Origin of the sequence: Bradyrhizobium sp. BR 1432 (assembly GCF_051547705.1) — a bacterium.
Lineage (GTDB): Bacteria > Pseudomonadota > Alphaproteobacteria > Rhizobiales > Xanthobacteraceae > Bradyrhizobium > Bradyrhizobium zhanjiangense.
Window position 1 is genome coordinate 1898351 of record NZ_JBPUGF010000003.1, and the last position, 15456, is coordinate 1913806.

Below are 15456 nucleotides of genomic sequence, written 5' to 3' on the forward strand. Positions count from 1 at the left end.
GTCGAAAACTGCTAACCAGCACGCGCTCGCGCGACTGGCGACCTTGGATGGAGCACCATCGGGAAGCGCGAGATACACCTGCCGCGCGCCTGGGCATAGACACTCCTTAAGACAGAGGATCTTGCTCATGACTGACCATCCCCGCCGCGTCACCCGCGCCCTGCTCTCCGTTTCCGACAAGACCGGCCTGATCGAGTTCGCAAAGGCGCTTGCGGCACACAATGTCGAGCTGGTCTCGACCGGCGGCACCGCCAAGGCGATCGCCGCTGCCGGCCTCAAGGTGAAGGACGTCTCCGAGCTGACCGGCTTCCCCGAGATGATGGACGGCCGGGTCAAGACGTTGCATCCGAAGGTGCATGGCGGCCTGCTCGCGATCCGCGACAACGCCGAGCACGCGTCGGCGATGAAGACCCACGGCATCGCTCCGATCGATCTCCTCGTCGTCAATCTCTATCCATTCGAAGCGACGGTCGACAAGGGTGCCGGCTTCGAGGATTGCATCGAGAACATCGACATCGGCGGCCCCGCGATGATCCGCGCCGCCGCCAAGAACCATGATGACGTCGCCGTCGTGGTCGAGGCCGACGACTACAAGGCCGTGCTCGACGAGCTCGCCGCCAACAACGGCGCGACTACATTGAAGCTGCGCCGCCGCCTTGCCGCAAAGGCCTATGCCCGCACTGCGGCCTATGATGCCGCGATCTCGAACTGGTTCAACCGTCAGCTCGAGATCGGCGCGCCCGACTTCCGCGCCTTCGGCGGCAGGCTGATCCAGTCGCTGCGCTATGGCGAGAACCCGCACCAGACTGCCGCGTTCTACGCAACGCCCGACAAGCGCCCGGGCGTCTCGACGGCGCGGCAGCTGCAGGGCAAGGAGCTCTCCTACAACAACATCAACGACACCGACGCGGCCTATGAATGCATCGGCGAGTTCGACGCCAAGCGCACCGCGGCCTGCGTCATCGTCAAGCACGCCAATCCCTGCGGCGTCGCGGAGGGCGCGAACCTCGTCGACGCCTATCGCAAGGCGCTGGCCTGCGATTCCACCTCGGCGTTCGGCGGCATCATCGCGATGAACCGACCGCTCGACGCCGACACTGCGCGCGAGATCACGAAAATCTTCACCGAGGTGATTATCGCCCCCGACGCCAGCGAAGAGGCGATCTCCATCATCGGCGCCCGCAAGAATCTACGCCTGCTGCTGGCCGGCAGCCTGCCCGATCCGCGGGCACCGGGCCTGACCGCCAAGACGGTGGCGGGCGGTCTTCTGGTGCAGAGCCGCGACAACGCCGTGGTCGACGACATGACGTTCAAGGTCGTGACCAAGCGTGCGCCGACCGAGGCCGAGATGCGCGACCTGAAATTCGCGTTCCGTGTGGCCAAGCACGTCAAGTCCAACACCATCATCTACGCCAAGGATCTCGCCACTGTCGGCATCGGCGCGGGCCAGATGAGCCGGGTGGATTCAGCGCGGATTGCGGCGCGCAAGGCCCAGGACGCGGCGAGTGAGCTCAAGCTCGCCGAGCCGCTCACCAAGGGCTCGGTGGTCGCGTCGGACGCCTTCTTCCCGTTCGCCGACGGCATGCTCGCCTGCATCGAGGCCGGCGCCACCGCCGTGGTGCAACCCGGCGGCTCGATGCGAGACGACGAGGTCATCAAGGCCGCCGACGAGCACGGCATCGCCATGGTGTTCACGGGAACGCGGCACTTCAGGCACTGAGGTCGCCGTCATTCCGGGGCGCGCCACTTGGCGCGAGCCCGGAATCCATTTCTCCGCATGACACGCTGCACGATAGATTCCGGGCTCGCGCCCCGCGCGCCCCGGAATGACGGCGAGCTGCGGCTACTTCCTCACCCGCATCAACAATCCCAACCCCGCGACGAAGAACACCACCAGCACGGCCATGCCGGCTTTCTGGCTCGCCGTCGCGGCGGTGATCATGCCGATCAACAGCGGGCCGATGAAGGACGTCACCTTCCCGGTCAATGCGAACAGGCCGAAGTACTGCGCGATGCGATCCTTCGGCGCGAGACGGATCAGCAGCGTGCGTGAAGCGGCTTGCAGCGGGCCGCCGGCGGCGCCGATGAGACAGCCCAGCACCAGATAGGCTCGCTCCGCGGCGCTCGAGAACAGCGCCGCGCCCGGCTCGGGCGGCGCGACCTTGACGAACAACACACTGTCCTTGTCGACCAGCAAGATCGCCGCCACCGACAGCAGCAGGATCAGCAGGCTGCCGGCGATCACGCGCTTCGGCCCGAGATGATCGTCGAGCTTGCCGCCAAACCATGCGCCGAACGCACCGGCGATCGCGAGCATGATGCCGAACGTGCCGATCTGAATCGTGTGCCAGCCGAAGGTGCCGGCGGCATAGATGCCGCCGAACGCAAACAGCGACACCAGACCATCGGTATAGATCATGTTGGCGAGCAGGAACGCCGCAAGAGATTTCTGGTGCGGCAGACTCTTGATCGATTGCTTCAGCTCCGACAATCCTTCGCGCAGCGCCTCGCGCACCGGAAGCTTCGCGGGATAATCCGGCGTGAACAGGAACATTGGCGTCACGAAGATGATGAACCAAAGCCCGGTCAACGGCCCGGCGGCACGGTCGCCCTGATGAGTGACGGGATCGAGCCCGAATAGCGGCGTGAAGCCGAGCAGCGTGCGGCCGGTCTCGGGATTGGCGGCGAGCAGGCCGAGCACGATGATCAGGCTGACGATGCCGCCAATGTAACCTGTTGCCCAGCCGGTGCCGGACAGCCGCCCGATGCGCTCCGGCGGCACCAGGGTCGGCATCATCGCGTTGTTGAAGACGGTGGCGAATTCCGCACCGACGCTGGCGAGCGCGACGGCGGTGAGCAGCGGCGGAATGATGGCGTAATCGCCTGGCTTGCCTATCCACAGCGTGCAGGACGCCAACACCAGCACAGTGCCGAAACCTGCAATCCATGGTTTCCTGCGGCCCGAAGCATCCGCGATCGCCCCGAGCACAGGCGACAACAACGCGATCGCAAGACCCGCGGCCGCCATCGCAAAGCCCCACAGCGATTGGCCGGTGGCGGGATTTGGCGCAATGCCGGTCGCGAAATAAGGCGCGAACACGAAGGTCGTGATCAGCGTGAAATAAGGCTGCGCGGCCCAATCGAAGAAGATCCAGCTGACGACGGCGGCGCGCGGCGGATAGGTCCGCGGCACGCCGGCCATGCGCACATCCGGGGCAATCGTCGTCATCACGCAGTCCTCATCACGAACAGTTTTGCCTCTCTCGGGGCAAACCGTATAGCATTACCGTGACGCGTGTGAACTGGCCGGGGGCACGACGGAAATTTTGATGATGTCGACATATTCGACGCGGCGGGCATTTTTCGCCGTCATAGCCACTTTGGCGCTCGGTCTCGCCCCCGCGACTGCCCAGGATGCGCGGCGGGGCTATGTCCCGCCCGCGCGCGACACCGTGCGTGCCGTCGCTGCCGAGCACGGCATGGTGGTGGCGCAGGAGAAGATCTCGGCGCAGGTCGGTGCCGACATCCTGCGACGTGGCGGCAATGCCGTCGATGCCGCGGTCGCGACCGGCTTTGCGATGGCCGTGACCTATCCGCGCGCCGGCAATATCGGCGGTGGCGGCTTCATGGTGATCCATTCCGCCGATCGCAATGAAGACATCACGATCGACTATCGCGAGACCGCGCCAGCTGCGACCACGCCGCAGATCTTCCTCGGACCGGACGGCAAGCCTGACGCGACGAAGTCACGCGATTCCGCGCTCGGCGTCGGCGTGCCCGGCACCGTCGCAGGTCTCACGCTCGCATTGGAAAAATACGGCTCCGGCCAGTTCACGCTGGCGCAACTGCTCGAGCCGGCGATCGCACTCGCCCGCGACGGCTTTGTCGTCAGCGACGACATGGCCGATACGCTGCCGAGTTGGCACCGGCGGCTGGCGCGCTGGCCTTCCTCGGCCAAAGTCTTCTCGCGTCCCGACGGCGCGCCGCTTGGCGAGGGCGACAGGCTGGTGCAAGCCGATCTCGCCGCAACGCTGTCGGCCGTCGCCGCACAGGGGCCGCGCGGCTTCTATGAGGGGCCAGTTGCGGAAAAGCTGGCCAAAGCCGTCTCTGAAGCCGGCGGCATCATGACGCCTGCCGACCTGAAAGCCTATCAGGCGGTGATCCGTGCGCCGGTGCGCGGCACCTATCGCGGCTACGATATCGTCTCGATGCCGCTGCCCTCATCCGGCGGCGTGGTGCTGGTGGAGACGCTCAACATCCTCGAAGGCTTTCAGCTCGCCGATCTCAAGCAGGGATCGCCGGCATCGCTGCATCTGCTGATCGAGGCCATGAAGCGCGCCTATGCGGACCGGGCGCGCTATCTCGGCGATCCCGCCTTCGTCAACGCACCGATCGAGACGCTGATCGCGAAGGACTACGCCGCCAAGCTGCGCGCGGGGATCTCCGCCGATCGCGCCACGCCTTCGAAAGAGCTCGTTTCCGCTGCTGCCGCGCCGCGCGAAGGCAGCAACACCACGCACTTTTCCGTCGTCGACGGCCGCGGCAACGCCGTCAGCAACACCTATACGCTGAACTTCAGCTATGGCGTCGGTCTCGTTGCCGACGGCACCGGCGTGCTGCTCAACAACGAGCTCGACGACTTCACCGCGGCGGTGGGCGCTTCCAATGCCTATGGCCTCGTCGGCTTCGAGGCCAATCTGCCTGGGCCTGGAAAACGCCCGCTGTCCTCGATGTCGCCGACCATCGTGCTGCGAGGCGGCAAGCCGGTGCTGGTGACGGGTTCGCCTGGTGGCAGCCGCATCATCTCGACCGTGCTCCAGGTGATCGTGAACGTCCTCGACTACAAGATGGACGTGGCTGCTGCCGTTGCTACACCGCGGCTGCATCACCAATGGCTACCGGATGAGGTGCGCGTCGAGAGCGGCTTTCCCAGCGATGTCCTGTCCGAGCTGAAGGCGATGGGCCATCTCACCGTCGAGCCGATGGGACAGACATCGGCTAATTCGATTCTGGTCACGGCGAACGGGCCGCTCGGCGCGCCAGACCCACGCACCCGCGGTGCGGAAGCTGCGGGCCAGTAACCACGTCGTTTGCATGGCGCGGCAGCGCGGGCTGGGCGGCTCGCAGAGCCGAACCCGGGATCTCGCTGAAAGTACCTTACCGCCCGACCTGATACGGCCCGCCCTTTTCGAGCGCGCGCGCATACGCTGGCCGCTCGTGGATGCGCTCCAGGAACGCCATCGCCTTGGGGTGGCCCTGCTCCAGCCCGCCGCGCGCTTGGGCTGCTTCCAGCGGAAAGCTCATCTGGATGTCGGCGGCGGTGAATTCGCTGCCCGCGAACCACTCGCTCTTGCCGAGCTCGCCTTCCCAGTAATCCATGTGCTGCTTGAGCTGCGGATTGACCAGCGCGGTCAGCGCCTGGTTGCAGACCTTGCGCACCAGCGGGCGGAGCAGCGCCGGCGCGCGCTTCGGCATCAGCGTGAACAGCAGCTTCAAGAGCAGCGGCTGCATCGCCGACCCTTCCGCATAGTGCAGCCAATAGGTGTATCGCAGACGTTCCGGCGTGTTCAGCGGCGGGATCAGCCGGCCATTGCCGTAGGTGGCGATGAGATACTCGATGATCGCGCCAGACTCGGCGATGGTGTTGCCGTTGTCGGTGATGACCGGCGACTTGCCGAGCGGATGGATGGCGCGCAGCTCCTTCGGCGCGCGCATATCCGGCTGGCGCTGATAGCGCACGATCTCGTAGGGCACGCCCAACTCCTCGAGCAGCCACAGCACGCGCTGCGAGCGGGAATTGTTGAGGTGGTGAACGGTCAGCATCGCGCGGGTCCCCAGCTTGGCTTGGTCGGTCGCGCCGTTGGTGCCAGCCTGGGGACACAATGTCGAGCCATCGGCGCGGATATTTTCACCCGGGTATATTGACGCCAGTAATTTACCCGGGTATTAAAATTGCCGACGCGATCAATCTGGCAATGATTCCAATGCAAGCCACCTTCACAGCCTTCATCGGCCAGCACCGGCTGGCCTCGGGAGCGGCGGGCGACGTCGCACTCGCGGTCAAGCGGGCGGGGTCGCAGCCGGACCAGCCGATCATCATTTTCGACGACGGGACGGGCCGGTCGATCGACTTCGACCTGCGCGGCGAGGATCACGAGGTGCTGGCGCGGCTGACCAAGCTCATGCCGCCGCCACCGTCAACCGAAGTGACCGAATCGCCGAGCGAGCCGCGCGGCCGCGGCCGTCCCAAGCTCGGCGTGGTCGCGCGCGAGGTGACTTTGCTGCCGCGGCACTGGGAGTGGCTCAACGCGCAAGCCGGCGGCGCCTCGGTCGCGCTGCGCAAGCTGGTCGACGAGGCCAGACGCGCCAGCGGCGACAAGGACCGCGAGCGGAAGGCGCGCGATGCGGCCTATCACTTCATGTCGACCATGGCCGGCAACCTGCCGCAGTTCGAGGAAGCCTCGCGCGCGCTGTTCGCGGATGACCAGCGGCGCTTCACCGGGCTGATCGCCGACTGGCCCACTGACATCCGCGATCACATCGTCAAGCTCGCCTACAGCGACCGCGCTTAAGGCGCGCGCAGCATTCACCTCCATCAACGGCCGAGCCGCGCATCGCGCGGCAACGGCTTCGCACGCCCTGATGAAAGACAAATCCATGTCCGCACCCGCGCCTCTCTGGACGACGTTTCTTCGCTTCCTCGCACCCTTGATGCTGAGCAACGCGCTGCAATCGCTGTTCGGCACCGTCAGCAACGTCTATCTCGGCCAGATGATCGGCATCGACGCGCTCGCCGCGGTCTCGGCCTTCTTCCCGGTGATGTTCTTCCTGTTCGCCTTCGTCATGGGACTCAGCACCGGCGCCACCGTGCTGATCGGCCAAGCCTTTGGCGCGGGCGAGCACGGCCGGATCAAGCTCGTCGTCGGCACGACGCTCGCGATCGGCCTAACGCTTTCGGCAACGGTTGCACTCGCTGGCGGGATCTTCAGCCGGCAATTGATGGTCATGCTCGCGACGCCCCCTGATATCCTCGACCAGGCCAGCGCCTATGCCCGCATCATGCTGCTGACCATGCCGCTTGGCTTCGTCTTCCTGCTGATGACGGCGATGATCCGCGGCGTCGGCGACACCGTGACGCCGCTCCTCGCGCTGGCGCTGTCGACCGCGATCGCCCTGATCCTGACGCCGCTGCTGATCCGCGGCGCCTTCGGATTGCCGGCGGCGGGCATCACCAGTCCGGCATGGTCAGCTGCGATTGCCAACGCGCTGACGCTGATCGTGCTGGCCGTCTATCTGCTCCGGAACAAGCACGCGCTGGCACCGGACGCTGCACTGCTGCGTCATCTGCGGCTCAACGGCGCCGTGCTCGGAAAAATCCTCGGCATTGGACTGCCGAGCGCGATTGGCATGGTGGTGATGGCGATTGCCGAGCTGGTGCTGCTTGGGCTCGTCAACGGCTTCGGCTCAAACGCCACGGCCGCGTACGGCGCCGTCAATCAGGTGATGGGCTACACCCAGTTCACGGCGATGTCGATTTCGATCGCGGTCTCGATCCTCGGTGCGCAGGCGATCGGCGGCGGCGACAGGGCGCGGCTCGACGGCATCGTGCGCACCGGCCTTGCGTTCAACCTCGTGCTGACCGGCGGGCTGGTGGCGCTGATCTATCTCGTACCGCGCGCCGTGCTCGGCATCTTCATCACCGACGGCGCCGTGCTCGATCTGGCGAAGGAACTGCTTTACATCGCCTTGTGGAGCTCGGTGCCGTTTGGCCTCGCCACGGTGTTTTCCGGCGCCATGCGCGCCGCCGGCGTCGCCTTGACGCCGATGCTGCTGGCGATCTTCGCCATTGTCGCGATCGAGTTGCCGTCTGCAGTGATCCTGAGCCGCACGATCGGCGTTAAGGGCGTATGGGCCGCCTATCCGATCGTGTTCTGCGCCATGCTCGTTTTGCAGATGGGCTATTACCTCGTGGTGTGGCGCAAGCAAACGATCCGGCGTCTGATCTGACGGAATCATCAAGGTATTATGATCATCATTAAACGGTGGACCTGTGGCGCAGCCTACGCCAAAATGGATGAAAATCGCCGCCAAGGAGATCGAATTTGACCCGCACAGCCCCGCAATTCCTGTTCGATTTCGGCAGCCCGAACGCCTATCTCAGCCATCTGGCGATCCCGGCGATCGAGCAACGCATCGGCGTCAAGTTCGAATATGTGCCGATCCTGCTCGGCGGCATCTTCAAGGCGACCAACAACAAGTCGCCGGCCGAGACGCTCGCCGGCATCAAGAACAAGCGCGAATTCCACGCGATCGAGACCGAGCGCTTCATCAAGCGCTTCAAGGTGCAGCCCTACGTCATGAATCCGTTCTTCCCTGTCAACACGCTGAGCCTGATGCGTGCGGCGATCGCGGCGCAGCTCGAGGGTGTGTTCGAGGCCTATGTCGAGGCGGCGTTCCACCACATGTGGCGCGAGCCGAAGAAGATGGACGATCCCGAGATCGCCGCGAAGGCGCTGGCGTCATCCGGCCTCGATGCGCAAAAGCTGTTCGCCCGCGCGCAGGAACCCGAGGTGAAAGGCAGACTGATCAAAAACACCGAGGAGGCGGTGGCGCGCGGCGCGTTCGGCTCGCCGACCTTCTTCGTCGGCAACGAGATGTTCTTCGGCAAGGAGCAGCTGCGCGAGGTCGAGGAGATGGTGCTGGGGAAGTGATTTCCGTATTGCTTTGAAAGCTGGCAAGCTCCTCGCGTCGTCCTGGCGTTCGTCAGGACGACGGCAAAGAAGAAACAACAAGGACAATCCTCATGCGTATCCTCGTGGTCGGCGCCGGCGCCATCGGCGGCTATTTTGGTGGCAGGCTGTTGCAGGCCGGCCGCGACGTCACCTTCCTAGTCCGGCCGCGCCGCGCCAGCGAGCTCGCGAGCGCCGGCCTCGTTATCAAGAGCCCGAATGGCGATGTGACGCTGAAGGACCCGCCGACCGTGCAAGCGGACAAGCTCGCGGAAAAATTCGACGTCGTGCTGCTCAGTTGCAAGGCGTTCGACCTCGACGACGCCATCAAGTCGTTCGCGGCCGCCGTCGGGCCGAACACCGCGATCATCCCCATGCTCAACGGCATGAAGCATCTCGACGTCCTCGACCAGAAATTCGGCGCCGGGCGGGTGCTGGGCGGGCTCTGCGCCATCGCCGCGACGCTGAACGAGAAGCGCGAGGTGGTGCAGCTGCAGCCGATGCAATCGATCAATTACGGCGAGCGCGACGGCAAGCTGTCGGACCGCGTCAAGGCGATCGACGAGGCCTTCAGGAGCGGCATCAATGGCGCCTCCGCCAGCCAGAACATCATGCAGGACATGTGGGAGAAGTGGGTGTTCCTCTCGACGCTCGCGGCATCCACCAGCCTGATGCGCACCTCCGTCGGCAACATCCTCGCCGCCCCGGGCGGCAGGGACTTTCTGCTCGGCATGTTGGACGAGACCAGCGCGATCGCCTCTGCGTCGGGCTACGCACCGGGCGGACCATTCTTCGAACGCGTGAAGGGCAATTTGACCACCGAGGGCTCGCCGATGACGGCATCCATGTTCCGCGACATCAAGGCGGGCCTGCCGGTCGAAGCCGATCACGTCATCGGCGATCTCATCGCACGCGGCGATGCTGCCAAGGTGCCGGTGCCGAAGCTGCGCATCGCCTATACGCATCTGAAGGCGTATGAGAAGCAGCTGGCGGGGTAGGGGCAGCAGCTACACTCTCAGCTGTCGTCCCGGACAAGCGCAGCGAAGCGGAGCGCAGATCCGGGACCCATAACCACAGGACGTGATTGTGGGCAGGCTGGTCACCACGAGTCTTCGCCAAATACAATCCTGTGGTTATGGGTCCCGGATCTACGCGCGCTTGAGGCGCGCTTGTCCGGGACGACAGTGGAGATTGCGGCGACGCCCAGCGCTATTTGAAATACGCCAGATAGTGCGAGACGGCGGTGATTTCCTCATCGCTCATGTGATAGGCGACATCGGCCATGGCGGCGACGCCGCCGCCAACGCGCTGGCCCGCTTTATAGTCGTGCAGCGCCTTGACCAGATATTCCTCGCGTTGACCCGCGAGCCGCGCCACAGCCTTGGTACCAGCATAGCTGTCCGTATGGCATGAGGCGCAGCGGCGGCCGGCAGCCACCTGCGCCCCCTTTTTCGACAGGTCCGGATTCCCGTCCTCCGGTCCCTTCGGCGGCGCCAGCTGCGAGAAATAGGCGCCGAAATTGCGGATGTCCTCGTTGTTGATCTCCTCGACGATCGGCTGCATCTGCTCGTTCTTGCGCGAGCCGGCGCGGAAGAACACCAGCTGCCATTGCAGGAATTGATCGGGCTGACCGGCCAGCGAGGGAATGTTCTCGGTCTGCGAGATGCCGTTCTCGCCGTGGCAGCCGGCGCAGGCAGCCGCCTTCTCCTTGATCGCGGAATCATCGGCGGCGCTTACGGAAAGGGCGCCGAGCGTCAGGAGCGCAACCGCGCTGATTGCGTGCGAGATGAACTTCCGGCGCATGATGGGAATTCCGATCTGTCAAGTTCGTCATTCTGGGGCACGAGCTATGATGCGCAATTGCGCATCGGATAATCCATAACCCCCGCTCGTGGGTATGGGTTCCGGACTTGCGCGCAAGTCGCGCGCAATCCGGAACGACGGCATGGGACTTTGAGAATGAAAGAGGCTGCGACCGTCGCCCGGTCGCAGCCTTCCCGTTACGTCGCGCTACTTCTTGATGTAACTGATGCGGTAGATCGCACCGGCCCAGTCGTCGGCGACGAGGATCGAGCCGTCCTTGGCGAGAATGATGTCGGCGGGACGGCCGAGATAGCCCTGGTCACCCTCGAGCCAGCCGGAGGCGAAGATCTCCTGCTTGGGGTTCTTGCCGTCGGGCCCGACGATCACGCGCACGATGCGCGCGCCCTGATACTTGTGGCGATTCCAGGAGCCGTGCTCGGCGATCAGGATGTTGTTCTTGTACTCGGCGGGGAATTGGTCGCCGGTATAGAACTTCATGCCGAGCGGAGCGACATGCGCGCCGAGATTCAGCACCGGCGGCGTGAACTCCGAGCACTTGTGGCCCATCGCGAACTTGTCGTCGGGCAGATTGCCCTGGTGGCAATAGGGATAGCCGAAATGCTCGCCGATCTTGTTGATCATGTTCAGCTTGTCTGACGGCAGATCGTCGCTGATCCAGTCGCGGGCATTCTCGGTGAACCAGTACTTGCCGGTGCGCGGATCGACGTCGCCGCCGACGGAGTTGCGGACGCCGAGCGCCCAGATCTCGGCATTGCCGGTCTTGGGATCGACGCGCCGGATCTGCGCGACGCTGGTCGGCGGCATGCCGATATTGAAGGGCGGCCCGAACGGCAGGAAGAACCAGCCATCCTTGTCGACCGAGATGTATTTCCAGCCATGCGCGGCATAGGACGGCATGTCGTCGTAGACGACCTTGCCGTCGCCGAGCTTGTCGAGATTGGCTTCGGCGTCGTCGTAGCGGATCAGCTTGTCGACGGCGATGACGTAGAGCGCGCCATCCTTGAAGGCGAGACCGGTGGGCATGTTCAGCCCCTTGAGGACGGTCTTGACCTCCTTCTTTCCGTTGTTGTCCTTGATGGCATAGACGTTGCCGAGGCCGAACGAGCCGACGAACAGCGTGCCCTTGTCGCCCCAGGCCATTTGCCGCGCGGCGAGCACGCCGGGCGCGTAGACCTCGATCTTGAAGCCCGGCGGCAGCTTGATCTTCTTCATCATCGCCGCGAGCTCGGCCTCCGACGCGCCGGTCGGCGGACCTGAGGGCGGTGCGAGGCCCTTCTGCGCCTCGGTCTCGTCGCCGAGGAACCAGTCGTCTGGCGGATGGGTCCAGAACTCCTTGGTGCCGGATTCGTATTTCTTCAGCGCCCGGTTCTTGTCCTGCTGTTGCGCATTGCCAGCGCTGGTCCCCGCGAGAAGGGCAACCGCTGCAAGCGCCAGAACGGATTGAAAGACGGATTTATGGAATTTCATCGCGTCACTCCCCTAAGGCAGCCGTCAGGGCTGCACGTTATTTTATTTTGCTAGTCGAGAGGCGAAGTTTTGGGTCGGTCAGGACGACAGACGCAAAAAGGTTAGCACATCTGCGAACGGTGAGAAGCGCGCCGCGTGCACCGCGATTGCGCTCCGAGAAAATTGAGACGGAACGTCAATGCGCAGCGAACGGCGCGGCGACAACGCTCTCGCTGCAGCGCGGAATCAAGTTGGCGCGCGGATCGTTTGCAGGCGGCTCGAGGGGTGGGATCAACAAAAAATGCGAAAACAACCCCATGCACAGTAGAACGGCTCAGGCCGGGTTGTTCTCGGTGACACCGGACAGACATTTGAAGCGTCGAGCAAAATAGCAATCGCGACGCTTACGAGACGACGGGATAGGGTCCGTCGTCGAACACCGTGTCATGATAGCCTTTCGACCCGATCTCGCGCGCCAGCGCGCTGCGAAAATCGCGGTCACCATGCAGGCTGCGCAGCACATGCGCGAAGTCGAATTCGGGCCGCCAGCCCAGCTCGCGCCGCGCGCGTTCGTTGACATAGACGCGATCGATCTCAGGGAAGAGGCGCCAGCCGCGCGCCGCATACAGCTGCACACATTCCGGATAGAGCTCGCGCACGACATTGGCGGCATCGCGCGCGAGCGCGGCGAGATGGCGTTGCTCGAACGGGCTCGTGGCCGAGACGATGTAGCGGGCATACCCAATTCTGGGCGCGCGCTCGGCGGCGAGCAGGTGGGCGCTCACCGCATCCGCGATATCCAGCCGGCGATAGAGCAGCTCGTTGGCCTGCGCGTTCTCGGTTGTGTAAGCCAACCGCATCGCCGGATCGTCATCGGCTTCCGGAAAGAAGCGCGAGGTCCGCAAGATGACGACCGGCAGGGTACGCTCGCGAAAGAACAGCTCGCAGAGGTTCTCGGCCATCAGCTTGGTCGTGCCGTAGATGTTCTTCGGCACCGGCGGCAGGTCCTCGCTGACCCAGACGACAGCCTGTCCCGCCTCCGGCCTGAGCTGCGAGCCGAACGCGCTGGTGGTGCTGGTGAAGACAAAACTCTTCACGCCGGCGGCCGCGGCCGCCTCGAGCAGATTGAGCGTGCCGGTGACGTTGGTGTCGACGAAATCCTGCTTGCCGTGGGTCGCCACATGCGGCTTGTGCAGCGTCGCAGTGTGGATCACCGTGGTGACGCCCGCCATCTGGCGCCGGACGAAGCCTGGGTCGACGATCGAGCCGACGGCATCGGTGAAGGGCGATGGCTTCAGATCGATCCCGCGCGCAGGTGAGCGGCGCGCCCGGAGTGTCCGCAGGATGGCCTCCCCGAGGTGACCTGCGCTGCCCGTGACCAGAATTGTCATGTGAGACCCCATACAGCCGCCAGTGGCGTGGAAAACCACGGCCCGACCCGGTTTGGCTGGATGCTCTGGGAAAAATTGGAGCGGGCGAAGGGGCTCGAACCCTCGACCCCGACCTTGGCAAGGTCGTGCTCTACCACTGAGCTACACCCGCATCCTGTGTCGGTCGCGTGACGCGCCGGCAACGGCTGTCGTATGCCAAAAGCGGGAGGGGAATGCAACAGCTACCGGCGGCATAGATTCGCAATCGGAGGCCCCATATGGACCCTGAATGCGACCAAATCGCCCGAAACTGCCCCGGAACCGGCGAATCGGCCGCAATGGATTGAAATTCGGCCGTCCCGGCCCAATTTAGGAGCCGACGACGCGCATCTACATCGACGACGTGCTAAACAGCCGCCATTCCAGACATGACGAGGGGATCCCGTGACGATCATCGACCAGGGTAACGGAGCGGCGGGCCCGGCCGCCGCCGATCTGATCAAGGACACCACCACCCAGACCTTCGTGAAGGACGTCATCGAGGAATCGAAGCGCCAGCCGGTGCTGATCGATTTCTGGGCGGAGTGGTGCGGCCCGTGCAAGCAGCTCACCCCGGTCCTGGAAAAGGCGGTCAAGGCGGCCAAGGGTAAGGTCAAGCTGGTCAAGATGAACATCGACCAGCACCCGGCGATTCCGGGCCAGATGGGCATCCAGTCGATCCCGGCCGTGATCGCCTTCGTCAACGGCCAGCCGGCCGACGGCTTCATGGGCGCGGTACCGGAGAGCCAGCTCAACGCCTTCATCGAAAAGCTGACCAAGGGCATGACCGCGCCGGGCGAGGTCAACGTCGCCGAGATCGTGCAGGAGGCCGAGGCCGTGCTCGCCGAGGGCGACACGGCTGCGGCCGCGCAGATCTATGCCGAGGCGCTCCAGCATGATTCGACCAACATCGCGGCGCTTGCGGGCCTTGCGAAGTGTTACGCGGTGTCCGGCGCGATGGAGCAGGCCAAGCAGACGCTGGCCATGGTGCCGGAATCCAAGCGCAACGATCCCGCTGTGAAAGCCGTGCAGACCACGATCGACCTCGCCGAGCAGGCGGAAGCGCTGGGGCCGGTGGCCGAGCTGGAACAGAAAGTCGCCGCAAACCCGCTCGATCATCAGGCACGATTCGATCTCGCCACCGCGCTCAACGCGCAAGGCAACCGCGCGGCCGCCACCGAGCAGTTGCTCGAGATCATCAAGCGCGACCGCAAGTGGAACGACGACGGCGCCCGCAAGCAGCTGGTGCAGTTCTTCGAGGCCTGGGGCGGCACGGATGATGCAACCGTCGAGGGACGCAAGCGTTTGTCGACGATCCTGTTTTCGTAGGACGTGCTGGCAACGCCAGGGGGACCGGGCAGATGCCGATCAACATCGAATATCGCGGGCCCGCCGACCTTCCGGAGATCATTCCGGTATTTCCGCTGCCGGGCGCGCTGGCTGCTGCCCCGCGGCCAGATGCCGCTGAACATCTTCGAGCCGCGTTACCTTTCGATGGTCGACGATGCCTTCCGCGACGGCCATCGTCTGATCGGCATGATCCAGCCCGATGTGGCGCACTCGCCGAAGGATTCCGACAAGCCGGCGCTATTCCGCGTCGGCTGCGTCGGCCGCATCACCCAGCTCGCAGAATCCGGCGATGGCCGCTACATCCTCGAGCTCACCGGCGTCTCGCGCTTCAAGGTGGTCGAGGAGCTCGACGTGCTGACCGCCTACCGGCAGTGCAAGGTGGATTTCTTCGCCTTCATCGACGATTTCACCGCGCGCATGGGCGAGGACCAGGTCGATCGCGAAGCGCTGCTGGCGGTGCTGGCGGACTTCCTGAAGGCCAACAACCTCAAGGTCGATTGGGAGGGCGTCGAGAGCGCCCCCAACGAGGCGCTGGTCAACGCGCTGGCAATGATGTCGCCCTATGGACCCGCTGAGAAGCAGGCCATGCTAGAGGCGCCCGACTTGAAGACCCGCGCCGAGATCCTGATCGCGGTCACCGAGATGGACCTCGCCAAGAAGCGCACCAGCGGCGATCCACCGCTGCAGTGACGGCCTGA

12 protein-coding genes, 1 tRNA gene, 1 pseudogene and 1 riboswitch are annotated in these 15456 nt (G+C 64.6%); of the genes and pseudogenes, 8 read left to right on the forward strand and 6 right to left on the reverse strand.

Annotation, left to right across the window (positions count from 1 at the left end; translation table 11 throughout):
• Nucleotides 1-20: 20 nt before the first annotated feature.
• Nucleotides 21-102: riboswitch (ZMP/ZTP riboswitch) on the forward strand.
• A 25-nt stretch (nucleotides 103-127) separates the two neighbouring features.
• Nucleotides 128-1720, forward strand: coding sequence for a bifunctional phosphoribosylaminoimidazolecarboxamide formyltransferase/IMP cyclohydrolase (purH, locus tag ACSKB8_RS09030; RefSeq protein ID WP_438103670.1), 1593 nt, complete (start codon nucleotides 128-130; stop codon nucleotides 1718-1720).
• Nucleotides 1721-1843: 123 nt separating this feature from the next.
• Here the strand turns inward: purH and ACSKB8_RS09035 are convergent, their stop codons facing one another.
• Nucleotides 1844-3229 (reverse strand): MFS transporter, encoded by a 1386-nt coding sequence (locus ACSKB8_RS09035; RefSeq protein ID WP_438103671.1) that lies wholly within the window; start codon nucleotides 3227-3229, stop codon nucleotides 1844-1846.
• 100 nt (nucleotides 3230-3329) lie between these two features.
• Here ACSKB8_RS09035 and ggt point away from each other — a divergent pair, with 100 nt between their 5' ends.
• Entirely contained in the window at nucleotides 3330-5081 is a 1752-nt protein-coding gene (gene ggt / locus ACSKB8_RS09040; RefSeq protein ID WP_438103672.1) for a gamma-glutamyltransferase, read from the forward strand.
• Nucleotides 5082-5157: 76 nt separating this feature from the next.
• On the opposite strand, the gene ACSKB8_RS09045 is transcribed toward ggt, so the two are convergent.
• Nucleotides 5158-5823, reverse strand: a complete 666-nt coding sequence (locus tag ACSKB8_RS09045) for a glutathione S-transferase family protein (protein ID WP_438103673.1) — start codon at nucleotides 5821-5823, stop codon at nucleotides 5158-5160.
• Nucleotides 5824-5984: 161 nt separating this feature from the next.
• Here ACSKB8_RS09045 and ACSKB8_RS09050 point away from each other — a divergent pair, with 161 nt between their 5' ends.
• The 4 genes from ACSKB8_RS09050 to panE all read left to right on the forward strand — a co-directional run bounded on the left by ACSKB8_RS09050 (nucleotide 5985) and on the right by panE (nucleotide 9727).
• Complete coding sequence (locus ACSKB8_RS09050; protein ID WP_438103674.1) at nucleotides 5985-6572, forward strand: DUF2239 family protein; 588 nt, start codon at nucleotides 5985-5987, stop codon at nucleotides 6570-6572.
• Between the two features lie 85 nt (nucleotides 6573-6657).
• A complete protein-coding gene (locus ACSKB8_RS09055) occupies nucleotides 6658-8007 on the forward strand; it encodes an MATE family efflux transporter (RefSeq protein ID WP_438103675.1) in 1350 nt (449 codons plus the stop codon).
• A 95-nt stretch (nucleotides 8008-8102) separates the two neighbouring features.
• Nucleotides 8103-8711, forward strand: a complete 609-nt coding sequence (locus ACSKB8_RS09060) for a 2-hydroxychromene-2-carboxylate isomerase (RefSeq protein ID WP_438103676.1) — start codon at nucleotides 8103-8105, stop codon at nucleotides 8709-8711.
• A 92-nt stretch (nucleotides 8712-8803) separates the two neighbouring features.
• Nucleotides 8804-9727 (forward strand): 2-dehydropantoate 2-reductase, encoded by a 924-nt coding sequence (gene panE / locus ACSKB8_RS09065; RefSeq protein WP_438103677.1) that lies wholly within the window; start codon nucleotides 8804-8806, stop codon nucleotides 9725-9727.
• Between the two features lie 211 nt (nucleotides 9728-9938).
• On the opposite strand, the gene ACSKB8_RS09070 is transcribed toward panE, so the two are convergent.
• The 4 genes from ACSKB8_RS09070 to ACSKB8_RS09085 all read right to left on the reverse strand — a co-directional run bounded on the left by ACSKB8_RS09070 (nucleotide 9939) and on the right by ACSKB8_RS09085 (nucleotide 13541).
• Nucleotides 9939-10532, reverse strand: a complete 594-nt coding sequence (locus ACSKB8_RS09070; RefSeq protein WP_438103678.1) for a c-type cytochrome — start codon at nucleotides 10530-10532, stop codon at nucleotides 9939-9941.
• A 207-nt stretch (nucleotides 10533-10739) separates the two neighbouring features.
• Nucleotides 10740-12020 (reverse strand): PQQ-dependent sugar dehydrogenase, encoded by a 1281-nt coding sequence (locus tag ACSKB8_RS09075; protein WP_438103679.1) that lies wholly within the window; start codon nucleotides 12018-12020, stop codon nucleotides 10740-10742.
• A gap of 383 nt (nucleotides 12021-12403) precedes the next feature.
• Entirely contained in the window at nucleotides 12404-13390 is a 987-nt protein-coding gene (locus ACSKB8_RS09080; RefSeq protein ID WP_438103680.1) for an NAD-dependent epimerase/dehydratase family protein, read from the reverse strand.
• Between the two features lie 76 nt (nucleotides 13391-13466).
• Nucleotides 13467-13541, reverse strand: a tRNA-Gly gene (locus ACSKB8_RS09085).
• A 272-nt stretch (nucleotides 13542-13813) separates the two neighbouring features.
• Between ACSKB8_RS09085 and trxA the strand changes: the two genes are divergently transcribed.
• Complete coding sequence (gene trxA / locus ACSKB8_RS09090; protein ID WP_438103681.1) at nucleotides 13814-14737, forward strand: thioredoxin; 924 nt, start codon at nucleotides 13814-13816, stop codon at nucleotides 14735-14737.
• 32 nt (nucleotides 14738-14769) lie between these two features.
• A pseudogene (locus ACSKB8_RS09095) lies at nucleotides 14770-15448 on the forward strand (LON peptidase substrate-binding domain-containing protein).
• Nucleotides 15449-15456: the final 8 nt, after the last annotated feature.